The organism is Streptomyces spiralis, from assembly GCF_014654675.1.
In the GTDB taxonomy this organism is placed as follows: Bacteria; Actinomycetota; Actinomycetes; order Streptomycetales; family Streptomycetaceae; genus Streptomyces; species Streptomyces spiralis.
Window position 1 is genome coordinate 255,286 of the sequence record NZ_BNBC01000006.1, and the last position, 13,001, is coordinate 268,286.

Consider the following 13,001-nt stretch of genomic DNA (forward strand, 5'->3'; position numbering starts at 1 on the left):
TCCCGCCGACGGGGCCCCGGCCCTGACCTGACCGACGAAGCCCCGGCGCTCTCCCTCGAGAGCGCCGGGGCTTCGGTCGTCTAGCGCAGTTCCTTCGGCGGCGTCCGCTTGCTGTCCACCTGCTGCACACGGACCAGTTCGCCCCAGACCACGTACCGGTACCGGCTCGTGTACACCGGCGTACAGGTCGTCAGGGTGATGTAGTGGCCGGGCTTGGTCACGCCCGACTCCTTCGGGACCTGGGTGAGGACCTTGACGTTGAACTTCGAGGTCTCGGGCAGGATGTCGTAGACCTTGTAGACGTACCACTTGTCCCGGGTCTCGAAGACGATCGGGTCGCCCTTCTCGATCTTGTCGATGTTGTGGAACTTCGCGCCGTGGCCGTCCCGGTGGGCGGCGAGGGTGAAGTTGCCCGCCTTGCCGGTCATCGGCAGGGTCGCCTTGACCGGGTCGATGTAGTAGCCGGCCACGCCGTCGTTCAGGACGTCCGTCGACGTGCCCTTCTTCACCAGGACCTCGCCGTTGTTCATGGCCGGCACGTGCAGGAAGCCGATGCCGTCCTTGGTGTCCAGCGCGCCGGGGCCGCCGGGCGCGGAGTGCGCCCACTCGTCGCGGATCCTGTGGCCCTGCCGGTCGGCCTTGCGGTCCGCTATCACATTGGTCCACCACAGGGAGTAGACGACGAACAGGCCGAGCACCAGGCCGGCCGTGATGAGGAGTTCACCGAAGACGCTGACGGCCAGGGCCAGTCGGCCACCGCCCCGCCGGCGCGAGCGCGGCGCGGGGCCGTCGTCGGTGTGCTCTGCCGTGTCGTCCGTGGTCGCTGCCACTGTTCATCCGCCCTTTAACTGACGAGCGCATCCGGCTTGCCCTTGCTGCGCGGCCGTTCCTCGACCATCTTGCCCCAGACGATCAACCGGTACTTGCTGGTGAACTCCGGTGTGCAGGTGGTGAGTGTGATGTAGCGGCCGGGTCCGGTGAACCCCGACCCCTTGGGAACGGGGTCCAGGACACTGGTGTTCGCCGGTGACGTCACCGGCAGCATCGACGTCGTCTTGTAGACGAAGTAGGTGTCCTGCGTCTCCACGACGATCGGATCGCCCGGCTTGAGCCTGTTGATGTACCGGAACGGCTCGCCATGGGTGTTGCGGTGGCCGGCGAGCCCGAAGTTGCCCGTCTTCGCCTCGGGCATCGCCGTGTTGAGGTCGCCCTGGCCGTAGTGCCCGACCATGCCCTTGTCCAGCACCTTGGTCTTGCTGGTGCCCTCGGCGATCGGCACCACCACGTCCAGCTTCGGGATGTGCAGGATGGCGAAGCCCTGCCCCGGCTCGAAGACCCCCGGGCTGCGCCTGCCGCTCGCCCAGTCGTTCTGCAGCTGGTGCGCCTCGTTGCCCGCCTGCGCGTGGGCCCGGACGTTCGTCCACCACAGCTGGTAGGTGACGAACAGCAGCATCAGCACACCGGTGGTGATGAACACCTCGCCGATGATCCGGCTGGCCACCACACCCGGGCTCGGTCTGCTCGCCCGCGCGAGCCGGCGCGCCTCCACCCGGGTCAGGGGTGCGGCCGGCTGCTCCTCGGTCGTCCCGTCCCCTCCCGGCGAGGAACGTCCGGCGGCGTGCGCACCGGCCCCGTGGCGCCCTGCGCGCGCTTGACGTCCGTGGCGGCCCCTGGCGGCCTTTCTGCGGGCCGCTCGGCCGCCCTGGGGGCCTTCGGGCGTCCCGGGCGGGTTTCCGGTCGTTCCTCCGGCCGTCACGGCCGTTCCGGCGGCTGTGGTGCCCTGTGGGCCTCCCGAGGCCCTGGGGGGCGGCCCGGGGACCCGCAGCCCCATCGTCTCCTCGGTGAGGGAGCCCGCGTACGGCGCCGCCGAGTCACGCGTGTCGTACGGCAGCGAGGCGTACGGATCCGCGGGGGCGTCGTAGCCCTCGGAGGATCCGTACCACTCGGCACCGGACTCGCGCTCGGGGCGCAGCGCGGTCACGCCGTGGCCCTGCCCACCACCGGGGCGAGCCCCGCAGACCTCGCCACGGCACCCTGGTCGCCGCACTCCACCAGCCAGTTGGCCAGCATCCGGTGCCCGTGCTCGGTGAGCACGGACTCGGGATGGAACTGCACGCCTTCCACGGGCAGTTCCCGGTGGCGCAGGCCCATGATGATGCCGTCGTGGGTGCGGGCGGTGACCTCCAGCTCGTCGGGCACGGTCGGCGGCATCGCGGCCAGGGAGTGGTAGCGGGTCGCCGTGAACGGGGAGGGCAGCCCGGCGAAGACGCCCTTGCCCTCGTGTTCCACCAGGGAGGTCTTGCCGTGCAGCAGCTCGGGCGCCCGGTCCACCACGCCGCCGTACGCCACCTGCATGGACTGCATGCCCAGGCACACGCCGAAGACGGGGACACCGGTCGCGGCGCAGTGGCGCACCATGTCCACGCACACGCCGGCCTGCTCGGGCGTGCCCGGTCCCGGCGAGAGCAGCACACCGTCGAAGCCGTCCTGGGCGTGCGCCGTGGACACCTCGTCGTTGCGCAGCACCTCGCACTCGGCGCCGAGCTGGTACAGGTACTGGACGAGGTTGAAGACGAAGCTGTCGTAGTTGTCGACGACGAGGATCCGCGCAGTCACTGGTTGTTCACCGTCACATCGTTGAAGGGCAGCAGCGGTTCGGCCCACGGGAAGACGTACTGGAACAGGACGTAGACCACGGCCAGGACCAGGACCAGTGAGATCAGCGCCCTCACCCAGGCGTTCCCCGGCAGATGCCGCCAGATCCAGCCGTACATGCCGTCCCTTCCGTCTCACCACGGCACCAGACTCACGCCGTACGCCACCACTCACGCCGTACGCCAACAGACTAACGGCGCGACGCCCTCGGTTTCCCGGCCTCGGGGAACAGGGCCGGGCGGCTACTTCACGGGCTGGGCGTAGTGCAGGTCCACGGTGCCCGAGTAGCCGGGCAGGGTCGCCGTCCCGTCCTCGGTGACCTTCCAGCCGAGGCCGTAGACGTTGACGTACACCATGTAGTTCTGGATCGCCGGGGAGTCCGCGAGCGCCCGCTGCAGCTTCTCCGGGTCGCCCACCGCCGTGATCTTGTACGGCGGGGAGTAGACGCGGCCCTGGAGGATCAGGGTGTTGCCCACGCAGCGCACCGCGCTGGTGGAGATCAGCCGCTGGTCCATGACCTTGATGCCCTGGGCGCCGCCGTGCCACAACGCGTTGACCACGGCCTGGAGGTCCTGCTGGTGGATGACCAGGTAGTCGGGCTGCGGCTCGGGGTAGCCGGGGAGCTTGGCGGTGGCGTTCGGCGGGGCGTCGTCGAGCGTGACCGTGACGGCCTTCCCCTTGACCGGCCGCGTCCCCGCGCTGTTCTCCAGACCGGCCAGCTTCTCGTCCTGCGCCTTGGTGCTGCCGTCGTCGCTCTCGGCGAGGGACTCGACGTCGTGGCGCAGGGCCGCGTTGGACTCGTCCAGCTCCTTGTTCTTGCGGCTGCGCTCCTGGACGAGGTCCGACAGCTTCAGCAGTGAGGCGTCCGTCCGGATATTGGTGCCCTTGGCCGTGTTGAAACTGGTGAAGAAAATCAGCCCGGCGAGGGCGAAAACGGCCACGGTGAGGATCCGCACGGGCCGGAAACGGGGCGTGCGGGCCGGACTGGATCCGGTCCCCGGAGAGTCGGCAGAATTGCTCAACGTACCCTTATCTCCTTCGGCGCCACGGAAGCACTACGCTAACGGACGCCCGGGGGAGCACGGGGTTTCCCCCAGCAGTCCCCCTTGTACGCCCCCGGAGCCAGCCCAGTTCCCCTGCGCGGCCACGCAGCGCATCGACAGGAGAGACCCTCGTGCCGAAGTCACGTATCCGCAAGAAGGCCGACTACACGCCGCCGCCCGCGAAGCAGGCGACGGCCCTGAAGCTGGAGAGCCGCGGCTGGGTGGCCCCCGTGATGCTGGCCATGTTCGTCATCGGCCTGGCCTGGATCGTCGTCTTCTACGTGACCGACGGCTCGCTGCCCATCGACGCGCTCGACAACTGGAACATCGTGGTCGGCTTCGGCTTCATCGCGGCCGGATTCGGTGTCTCCACGCAGTGGAAGTAGGAGTGGCCGCCGGGTGAACCGCGGGCTGAATCCAGCTCTGCCCACGGCTATCCGCTGAGTTATCCACAGCCTGCGTGAATTTCCACACGCCCCTGGGGAAAAGCCGACGATCTGTGGATAACCAGTCCCCCGTTGACACCGGTACGACTGTCACACCACCCCGTCACCACCCACTGGCCCCCTGCCTGACCTGCACAAATACAGGTGAGCGGCAGGGGGCACAGTTGTTCCCGCACACTATGCACAAGATTCGGCACACACTGTGGACAACAGTGGACAACGAAGCGGAGACAGGCGGAGACGGCCCGTCCTCGCCCGTCCTCAGGCGAGCTGGGCGGTTCTGACGAGAGTCATGACGACGATCACCGCCAACACCAGCGCGCACGTCCCGTACTGCACCAGCGCCCGCCGCTCCCGTGGGGCGTGGACCATCGCGTAGCCGACGATCACACCGGCGACCAGGCCGCCGATGTGCGCCTGCCAGGCGATGCTGGCCCAGCCGAAGGTGATGATCAGGTTGACCACCAGCAGGGCGATGACGGGGCGCATGTCGTAGTTGAGCCGGCGCATCAGGACGGCGGTGGCGCCGAAGAGGCCGAAGATGGCGCCGGAGGCGCCGAGGGAGGCCTCGGCCGGGGAGGCCAGCAGGTACGTCAGCGCGCCGCCGGCCAGACCCGAGATGAAGTACAGCGTCAGATAGCGGCTCCGGCCGAGGGCCGCTTCCAATGGGCCGCCGATCCACCACAGGCTGAGCATGTTGAAGCCGATGTGCCAGTACTCCTGGTGCGTGAACATCGACGTCACCAGGCGGTACCACTCGCCGCCGGCGACGCCCGAGGTGGGCATGGCCGGCTTCGGCGGCCATGCGCCGTACAGGACCAGGTGTTCCAGCAGGGACTTGTCGGCCTGGACGGCGATGAACACCGCGATGTTGATCCCGATGAGGATCTTGGTCAACAGCCGCGGGTCGGCCGTCACCGTGCCCCCCGCTACCGTGCGCGGCCGGGACGCCTGAGGTGCGTGGCCCGTGCCGGACGCTGCGCGGACGCAGTCCGGGCACTGGAAGCCCACGGAGGCGTCGACCATGCACTCCGGGCAGATCGGCCGCTCGCAGCGGGTACAGCGGACGCCGGTCTCGCGGTCCGGGTGCCGGTAGCAGGTGGGCACGCTGCCGCGCGCCTCCGACCGGCCGCCTGGCGCCTGTTCCATGGGGTCCCCTCAAGTTCGCTGTGGACGGTGCACGACTCGCCGTGGCAACGCACCGCCCCGCTCATCCTTACGGACGAGCGGGGCGATTGGTTCCCTGCGAGCCGTCGGTTCAGGCCCCGCGGGACTCGATGACGACCGACTCGATGACCACGTCGCTGAGCGGGCGGTCGTTGCGGTTGGTCTTCGTGGTCGCGATGGCGTCGACGACCTTCTGGCTGGCCGGGTCGGTGACCTCGCCGAAGATGGTGTGCTTGCGGGTCAGCCAGGCCGTCGGGGCGACGGTGATGAAGAACTGCGAGCCGTTGGTGCCGGGGCCCGCGTTGGCCATCGCCAGCAGGTAGGGCTTGTTGAAGGCGAGGTCCGGGTGGAACTCGTCCTCGAACGTGTAGCCGGGGCCGCCGGTGCCGTTGCCCAGCGGGTCACCGCCCTGGATCATGAAACCGCTGATCACCCGGTGGAAGACCGTGCCGTCGTACAGCTTCGCCGTGGACTTCTCGCCGGTGGCGGGGTGCGTCCACTCGCGCTCGCCCTTGGCGAGCTCCACGAAGTTGCGGACCGTCTTGGGGGCATGGTCCGGCAGGAGCCGGATCTCGATGTCGCCGTGGTTGGTCTTCAGGGTGGCGTAGAGCTGCTCAGCCACGATCTGCCTTCCGTTGTCTCTTCTTGACCCTCCGATCCTCGCACGGCATGCGCCACGCGTCGCCCGGCACCCGCCTCCGGGCGGACATCCGCCGGAATCGGTTGCGGAATTCGGGGTCAGTCCTCTCGGGTCGGGAGCGCCGCGCGGCGATCCGTGGCATTGTCGTCGACAAGCTCCCGTTGCTCCGTATTCATCCGCTATCACCCTTCCACCGTCTCCCCGTGACCGTGACCCGGATGCCCGTGCGCACATGCTCACGGGCTCGTCGGCAGGCATGATCCGTAAATGGGTGGAAAGTCGAATTACCGTACGCCACCGAGGAGGAGGAACCCGTGACCCGCATCGACAGCGTGCGCGCCGCGACCGGCTCGGCGAAGGACAGCGTGCTGCACGCCGCGGAAGTGGTGGCGCCCTACGCCGACACGGCCAGGGAAAGGGCCGCGCACTACGCGCACGAGGCACGCGTACGGCTGGCGCCGAAGGTCTCCCTGGCCGCCGACCAGGCCCGTGTGCAGTACGGCGCCCATGTCGCACCCCGGCTGGAGCAGGCCCGCACGCAGGCCATGACGTATGTGCCGCCGAAGCTCGACCAGGCCGCCCAGGAGGCCGCCTGCCGCACGCGCAAGGCCGCCCGGCAGGCCGCCGAGTACTCCAGGCCGCGCATCGAACAGGCGATGGCCGCGGCCGGGCCGGTCGCGGACGAGGCCACCGCGCGAGGTGCCGCCGCACTGGTCGCGCTGCGCGGCCAGGTCCCGGCGCAGAAGATCCAGAAGCTCGCCCGCAGGCGGAGCCGGCGGGCCCGGGCCGGTCGCATCGCCAAGGTGGTCGCGCTGGTGGGCGTGCTCGCGGGCGGTGCCTTCGCCGCCTGGAAGTGGTGGGACAAGCAGGCCAACCCCGACTGGCTGGTGGAGCCGCCGGCCGCGACCGAGGTCCCCGAGTCCGGCCGGCTGTCCTCCGTGGACGGCACCGGCCAGTCGGTCCTGGACCCCGAGGTCGAGGCGAAGGAGGCCGAGGAAGAGGCGGCGGACCGCGACGATCAGGGCTGACCGCGCCCGCCGCGCGCTGTCCGGGGTCGCCCGCGTACGTCCGGTACGCGGGCGGCCCTCCGTTGTCACGGGGCGGCCCGCCGTTGTCACGGGGCGGCCCGCCGTTGTCACGGGGGCGGCCCTTCGTCGTTCAGCCCTGGCTCAGCGGCTGCTCGGCCCAGATCGTCTTGCCGCTGTCGCCGTAGCGGGTGCCCCAGCGCTGGGTGAGGCTCGCGACGAGCAGCAGTCCGCGGCCTCCCTCGTCGTAGGTACGGGCCCGGCGCAGATGCGGGGCGGTGCTGCTGCCGTCGGAGACCTCGCAGATCAGCGACGAGGTGTCCCGGATCAGCCGCAGCACGACGGGGTCTGCGCCGTAGCGGATGGCGTTGGTGACCAGCTCGCTGGTGATCAGCTCGGTGGTGAAGGCGACGTCCTCCCCGAGCCCCCACTCCCGCAGCCGGCCGGCCGCGCGTTCCCGGGTGGTCGCGACGACCTCCGGGTCGCGGGGCAGCTCCCATGAGGCCAGCCGGTCCGCGCCGAGGCGGTGGGTGCGGGCGAGAAGAAGGGCCACGTCCTCGGCGGGCCGGGCCGGCACCAGGTGCGTGATCACACGGTCGCACACCGCCTGGAGCGACTCCGCGGGGCGGGCGAGCAGCGCGTGCAGTTCGGCCCGCGCCGCCTCGGGGCCCTTGCCGGAGGCGTGCAGGAGCCCGTCGGTGTAGAGCGCGAGACGGCTCCCCGCCGGGAGATCGAACTCGGTCGCCTCGAACTTGATGCCGCCCTGTCCCAGCGGGGGACCGGACGGCACCGCGAGTTGCTCGACATGGCCGTCGGGGTGGACCAGGACCGGCTCGGGATGGCCCGCGGAGGCGATGGCGCAGCGCCCGGAGACCGGGTCGTAGGCGGCGTACAGGCAGGTGGCGCCCGCCACCGGAGCGCCGCCCGCGTGGGCCGCCTCCTCCTGGTCCAGTGTGATCACGATGTCGTCGAGATGGGTGAGCAGTTCGTCGGGGGCCAGTTCCACGGCGGCCAGCGTGCGTACGGCCGTACGCATCCTGCCCATGGTCGCGGTGGCGCGGATGCCGGTCCCGACGACATCGCCGACGGCCAGGGCGACCCGGGCTCCGGAGAGCGGCACGACGTCGAACCAGTCGCCGCCGATGCCCGTGGCGCTCGTGCTCTGCAGATAGCAGGAGGCGATGTCCACGGCCTGGTGCTCGTCGGCGTGGTCGGGCAACAGGCTGCGTTGCAGGGCGAGCGCGGCCTGCCGCTCCCGGCTGTAGCGCAGGCAGTTGTCCAGGCAGACGGCGGTGCGGGCGGCCAGGTCGCGGGCCAGGTGGACATCGGCCTTGTCGAAGGCGGGGTGGGGGCGGCGCCGGGCGAAGGTCACCAGGCCCAGGGTGGTGCCGCGGGCCACCATGGGGACGAGGAGTGCGGCACGGTCCGTGGGCGGCCCGCCCGTCCCGTTCGGCGTCGCTGTCCCTGTTCCGTTCGGCGGTGACCGGTCCTCGACCCGGGCGTAGGGCGCCGGGGCGATGTCTCCGCGGGGCTCGCCGTCCTCCAGGACGCGCCCGGTCAGCGAGTCGCGCGCGACGGAGTGCACGCCGCAGGTCGCCGCGCCGGGATCCGCCGGGCAGTCGGGAGCCGAACCCGACGCGACACGACGGAACTCGATGGCGCCGCCGCCCGGTTCGGGTGCCCCGCCGCCGGGCCCGGTCCCGCTCCCCTCGGTGTTCCACACCTCCGCGAGAAGGTCCACGGTCACCCGCTCGGCGAAGCTCTCGGTGGCCAGTTCCACCAGCTCCCGCGCGGTGTGCGAGACGTCCAGGGTGCTGCCGATCCGTGCGCTGGCCTGGCTGAGCACCGCCATCCGGCGGCGTGCCCAGAACTGCTCGGTGGTGTCGAGGGTGGCCGCGGACACCCCGAGGAGTTCGCCCTCAGGACTCCGCACCGGGGAGAGCGTGACCCGCCATGTGTGCTTCGCGCCATCCAGTGTAAGAGTGCTCTGCCACGACTCGGGCTCGCCGGTCCGCATCACCCGGCCGACGGCCTCGCTGAACTCGTGGCCGCCCTCGATGGGGATCCCGGGCTCGATCTCCCCGGCGGGCAGCCCCAGCAGGGCCTCCGGCGGCCGGTTCGCGACCAGGGCGGCGGCGTGGTTCAGCCATGCCAGCCGGCGGTCCCTGTCGAAGAAGGCGACAGGGACGGGCAACTGGTCGAGCAGGTGCCGCTCGCGCGCGACGGCCAGGGCCAGGCCGTCGTCACCGGCGCATCGGATTCCGCACGGATCGCCTCCGCTCGCACCGTGCCCGTCCATGCGCCGCACACCTGCTCCGTTCCCGCCGACCGTCCTGGATGCACCGTTGCTACGCCTTCGAGTCAAGAATGCCCCTTCGGGGCGTTCCGTGCGAGGTTGATCGGGACGGGGATCCGGCGGCGGCCGCCGCGCGCGCCGACCGCACGAAAAAGCCCACCCGGCCAGCGTTTCCGCAGGTCAGGTGGGCTTTGGTGCGGTGGAGCCTAGGGGAGTCGAACCCCTGACATCTGCCATGCAAAGACAGCGCTCTACCAACTGAGCTAAGGCCCCGAAGAGGAGCATCCGCCCGGACGAACCGTCCGCCGGTCGGGTGCCGCAGACCAGAGTACCGGGTCACCCCCCGGATCTCGCAAAAAGATTGGGGGTCCCCGTCGCCGACCACTCTCCGTAAGATGCTCCGCGTGGTTCGCTACAGCGAACCACGGTACTCGGGGAAGCGATGGGGAGACGCAATGGACGCCGCACAGCAGGAAGCCACCGCGAGAGCGCGGGAACTGCAGCGGAACTGGTACGGGGAGCCGTTGGGGGCGCTGTTCCGTAAGCTCATAGACGACCTGGGGCTCAACCAGGCGCGTCTGGCGGGGGTCCTGGGGCTGTCGGCGCCGATGCTGTCACAGCTGATGAGCGGCCAGCGCGCGAAGATCGGCAATCCGGCGGTCGTCCAGCGGGTGCAACTGCTGCAGGAACTCGCGGGCCAGGTGGCGGACGGCAGCGTCAGTGCGGCCGAGGCGACCGAGCGCATGGATGAGATCAAGAGGTCACAGGGGGGCTCGGTGCTCAGCAACGTCACGCAGACGACCAACAGTTCGGGAGCGCCGACGGTCAAGCGCGTGGTCCGCGAGATCCAGTCGCTGCTCCGCTCCGTCGCCGCCGCCGGCGACATCATCGAGGCGGCGGACAGCCTCGCTCCCACCCACCCCGAACTGGCGGAGTTCCTGCGGGTCTACGGCGCCGGCCGCACCTCGGACGCGGTCGCCCACTACCAGACCCACCAGAACTGACGCCGCGAAAGGCGTCGCGGCGCGTCCCGCGGGGGAGGCAAGGGGGGTGACCGCAGGGGGAGGAGCGACGCACAGCCATGGGTGAGGTCTTCGCCGGCCGGTACGAGCTGGCCGACCCGATCGGCCGAGGCGGGGCCGGCGCGGTCTGGCGCGCCTGGGACCACCGGCGCCGGCGGTACGTCGCCGCCAAGGTGCTGCAGCAGCGCGACGCGCACTCCCTGCTGCGCTTCGTACGGGAGCAGGCGCTGCGGATCGACCACCCTCATGTGCTCGCACCGGCCAGCTGGGCCGCCGACGACGACAAGGTCCTGTTCACCATGGATCTGGTGGCCGGCGGCTCGCTGGTCCACCTGGTCGGCGACTACGGCCCACTGCCCGCGCCGTTCGTCTGCACCCTCCTCGACCAGTTGCTGTCGGGACTCGCCGCGGTGCACGCGGAAGGGGTCGTGCACCGCGACATCAAGCCCGCCAACGTGCTCCTGGAGGCCACCGGCACGGGTCGCCCCAGACTGCGGCTGTCCGACTTCGGCATCGCCATGCGGCTGGGCGAACCCCGGCTGACCGAGGCCGATCTCGTGGTGGGAACGCCCGGTTACCTCGCCCCGGAGCAGATGATGGGCGCGGAACCGGACTTCCCCGCCGACCTGTTCGCCACCGGCCTGGTCGCCCTCTATCTGCTGCAGGGTGCCAAGCCGGACGCCAAGGCACTCGTGGAGTACTTCGCGGAACAGGGAACTCCGAGTGCCCCCAAGGACGTTCCCGAGCCGTTGTGGCAGGTCCTGGCGGCACTGCTGCAACCGGACCCGCAGGCCCGGTTCCGTACGGCCACGGGGGCGCGCAAGGCGCTCGCCGCGGCCGCCGAGCTGCTGCCGGAGCCGGGGCCGGACGAGGAGCAGATCGAGGTCTTCGACCAACTCGGCCCCCTGCCACCGGGCTTCGGACCGGACGGCCCCGAGCGGACCCTCGGCGCCGACGGATCCGACGGCGCCGAGGAGTCCGGGACAGGCGGCAGACCCACCCGTGCGCTGCCGTCCGACGAGGACACCGGCAGTTTCCGCCTGCCTCCACCGGTACGTCCCCAGGAGCCCGCCTCTGCGGCCTCCGGCGCCTCCACTGGCTCTTTAAACCCTACTGCCCCTACGGCCTCGTACACCGCCGAGGACCCGCGCGTCCCTCCGTCGGCGGTTCCCGTTCCGGCGGTTCCCCTTCCGGCGGTTCCCCTTCCGGCTGTTCCCCTTCCGGCGGCTCACCCCTCGGCGGCTCCCCCTCCGGCACCGGCGATCTCACCGCACCGCGCCGTACGTCCCCGTCGCCCCGGTCCGCCCGCCAAGGTGGCGATCCCGCTCCTGCTCGTCGCGCTGGTCTGCTACGCCGTGGGGTTCTGGGCACTGGCCCGGCTCTGAGGCCGACGCCCGATCGTGGCCCTACCAGGCCCCCGCCCGCCGCCGGGCGGCCACCGTCCACACCCCGAGGACGAGCAGCAGGACGGTCCCGGCACCGATGCCGCCCACGGCGAGCGCGCGCAGCGCGGCGGAGCCTTCGCCGGCACCGGCCTCGGTCGCCGCCTGCCGGTCCCCGGCCGTGACCTCGAACAGGTTCCGCGGCTCGGAGCGGCCCGCGTACCCCGGCCCAGACCGTGCCGTACCGCCCACCCGCACCCGCAGCGTCAGGCCGTAGGGGCCCTCGCCGAAGGTGTCGGCGGTCTGGGCGGCGAGGTGCACGACCAGGTAGTAGGAGCCCGCGAACCGCATGGCCTTCACCTGGTCGGCGAATCCGTAGCGGTTGGCGTAGGCGACCGGAGGCAGGGGCGCGAGCGCGGCGGAGGCGGGCCGGCCGCTGTAACCGGCGTACGCGTCCTCGACGTAGCCCCGGACCGGGTTGTAGAGAGACAGCGTGAGCGCGCCGTCGGCGTAACCGCTGCCACCACCGGCACCGCCCAGCTCGGCGAGGGCGTTCAGTTGCTGCCCCCAGTCCACCGGCACCCGGTAGAAGAGCGTCTGACCGGGCCGGATCCGGTCCTGCCAGACCCCTTGGCCGACCGTCGCGGCCCGGGCGAAACCGGCGCCGCCCGCCCGGTCCACCGCGTGGCCGCCGACCGGCTCCGGCGAGGCCGAGTCCCATGTCTCCGGCGCCCTCGTCGCACCGGACCGCTCCAGGGCCGGCTCCGTCACGGCGGCCAGCTCCAGGGGCCAGGCGTCCGACGAGGAGCCCGTGGCGGCGATGCGCTCGACGAGGACGTAGTAGGCACCGGCTCCCCGGCACAGCGCATGGCCGGGGGAGGCATCGCGCGCGCCCCACGCGGCGATCGGGTGCGCGCTGCGGCTCGTGCCGAAGCGGGTGGCCTGGTAGGAGCAGGCGTTGCCCTGGGCGTCCCGCACGGAGACGCGCAGGCCGTCCGTGGCGGAGACCGTGGTGCCCGTGCCGGGGACGGCGGTGGCGGAGACGTAGGCGGTGGAGGTGGCGTCGAGGTCGAGGCGGTAGTAGAGCCTGCCGTTCGCCGGCAGGGAGCTCCTGTAGACGCGGCCGGGCTCCAGGCTCTTCGCGACCGAGGTCGTCGTCGCCCCCGCGACGGACCGTGCATCGTCGGTGAAGCCGTACCCGCCCGGCGCGCCGTCCGCGACCGCGCTCGTCGCCGGTACCGCGGCCACCACCAGGCCCAGCACCGCCACGACGACGGCGAGGCGTACGACGCCGGTCCGCCCCACAGAAACCGGCCACCCCACCG

At 71.3% G+C, this 13,001-nt stretch carries 13 protein-coding genes and 1 tRNA gene; 4 read left to right on the forward strand and 10 right to left on the reverse strand.

The features are described 5' to 3' along the window. Positions 1-80: 80 nt before the first annotated feature. The 5 genes from IE318_RS09635 to IE318_RS09655 form a co-directional block, all read right to left on the reverse strand. On the reverse strand, positions 81-830 hold the full coding sequence (locus IE318_RS09635; RefSeq protein ID WP_189898599.1) for a class E sortase: 750 nt from the start codon (positions 828-830) through the stop codon (positions 81-83). 14 nt (positions 831-844) lie between these two features. Continuing rightward, on the reverse strand, positions 845-1,981 hold the full coding sequence (locus IE318_RS09640) for a class E sortase (protein ID WP_189898601.1): 1,137 nt from the start codon (positions 1,979-1,981) through the stop codon (positions 845-847). Further along, complete coding sequence (locus IE318_RS09645; RefSeq protein WP_030181714.1) at positions 1,978-2,616, reverse strand: aminodeoxychorismate/anthranilate synthase component II; 639 nt, start codon at positions 2,614-2,616, stop codon at positions 1,978-1,980. The genes IE318_RS09640 and IE318_RS09645 overlap by 4 nt, the downstream gene beginning before the upstream one ends. Next, complete coding sequence (locus IE318_RS09650) at positions 2,613-2,774, reverse strand: hypothetical protein (RefSeq protein WP_030181717.1); 162 nt, start codon at positions 2,772-2,774, stop codon at positions 2,613-2,615. The genes IE318_RS09645 and IE318_RS09650 overlap by 4 nt, the downstream gene beginning before the upstream one ends. Before the next feature lie 123 nt (positions 2,775-2,897). Further along, complete coding sequence (locus IE318_RS09655; protein ID WP_030181719.1) at positions 2,898-3,677, reverse strand: DUF881 domain-containing protein; 780 nt, start codon at positions 3,675-3,677, stop codon at positions 2,898-2,900. A gap of 152 nt (positions 3,678-3,829) precedes the next feature. On the opposite strand from IE318_RS09655, the gene crgA reads away from it, so the two are divergent. Next, positions 3,830-4,084 (forward strand): cell division protein CrgA, encoded by a 255-nt coding sequence (gene crgA / locus IE318_RS09660; protein WP_030181722.1) that lies wholly within the window; start codon positions 3,830-3,832, stop codon positions 4,082-4,084. Positions 4,085-4,405: 321 nt separating this feature from the next. On the opposite strand, the gene IE318_RS09665 is transcribed toward crgA, so the two are convergent. Next, the gene (locus IE318_RS09665; protein WP_189898603.1) at positions 4,406-5,293 is read right to left on the reverse strand and encodes a rhomboid family intramembrane serine protease; all 888 of its coding nucleotides are present in this window, start codon (positions 5,291-5,293) and stop codon (positions 4,406-4,408) included. A gap of 109 nt (positions 5,294-5,402) precedes the next feature. Further along, positions 5,403-5,933 carry a peptidylprolyl isomerase gene (locus tag IE318_RS09670; RefSeq protein ID WP_030181730.1) on the reverse strand — a complete coding sequence of 177 codons (531 nt, stop codon included), beginning with the start codon at positions 5,931-5,933 and terminating at the stop codon, positions 5,403-5,405. A gap of 332 nt (positions 5,934-6,265) precedes the next feature. On the opposite strand from IE318_RS09670, the gene IE318_RS09675 reads away from it, so the two are divergent. Next, entirely contained in the window at positions 6,266-6,979 is a 714-nt protein-coding gene (locus IE318_RS09675; protein WP_189898606.1) for a DUF5324 family protein, read from the forward strand. Between the two features lie 130 nt (positions 6,980-7,109). Here the strand turns inward: IE318_RS09675 and IE318_RS09680 are convergent, their stop codons facing one another. Both IE318_RS09680 and IE318_RS09685 read right to left on the reverse strand, forming a co-directional pair. Further along, positions 7,110-9,275, reverse strand: coding sequence for a SpoIIE family protein phosphatase (locus IE318_RS09680; RefSeq protein WP_189898608.1), 2,166 nt, complete (start codon positions 9,273-9,275; stop codon positions 7,110-7,112). Between the two features lie 197 nt (positions 9,276-9,472). Next, positions 9,473-9,545: transfer RNA gene (locus tag IE318_RS09685), tRNA-Ala, on the reverse strand. Between the two features lie 182 nt (positions 9,546-9,727). Here IE318_RS09685 and IE318_RS09690 point away from each other — a divergent pair. Further along, positions 9,728-10,276 carry a helix-turn-helix domain-containing protein gene (locus IE318_RS09690; RefSeq protein WP_030181740.1) on the forward strand — a complete coding sequence of 183 codons (549 nt, stop codon included), beginning with the start codon at positions 9,728-9,730 and terminating at the stop codon, positions 10,274-10,276. Between the two features lie 77 nt (positions 10,277-10,353). Further along, on the forward strand, positions 10,354-11,679 hold the full coding sequence (locus tag IE318_RS09695) for a serine/threonine-protein kinase (RefSeq protein WP_189898611.1): 1,326 nt from the start codon (positions 10,354-10,356) through the stop codon (positions 11,677-11,679). 21 nt (positions 11,680-11,700) lie between these two features. On the opposite strand, the gene IE318_RS09700 is transcribed toward IE318_RS09695, so the two are convergent. Then, complete coding sequence (locus IE318_RS09700) at positions 11,701-12,981, reverse strand: hypothetical protein (RefSeq protein ID WP_229903414.1); 1,281 nt, start codon at positions 12,979-12,981, stop codon at positions 11,701-11,703. Positions 12,982-13,001: the final 20 nt, after the last annotated feature.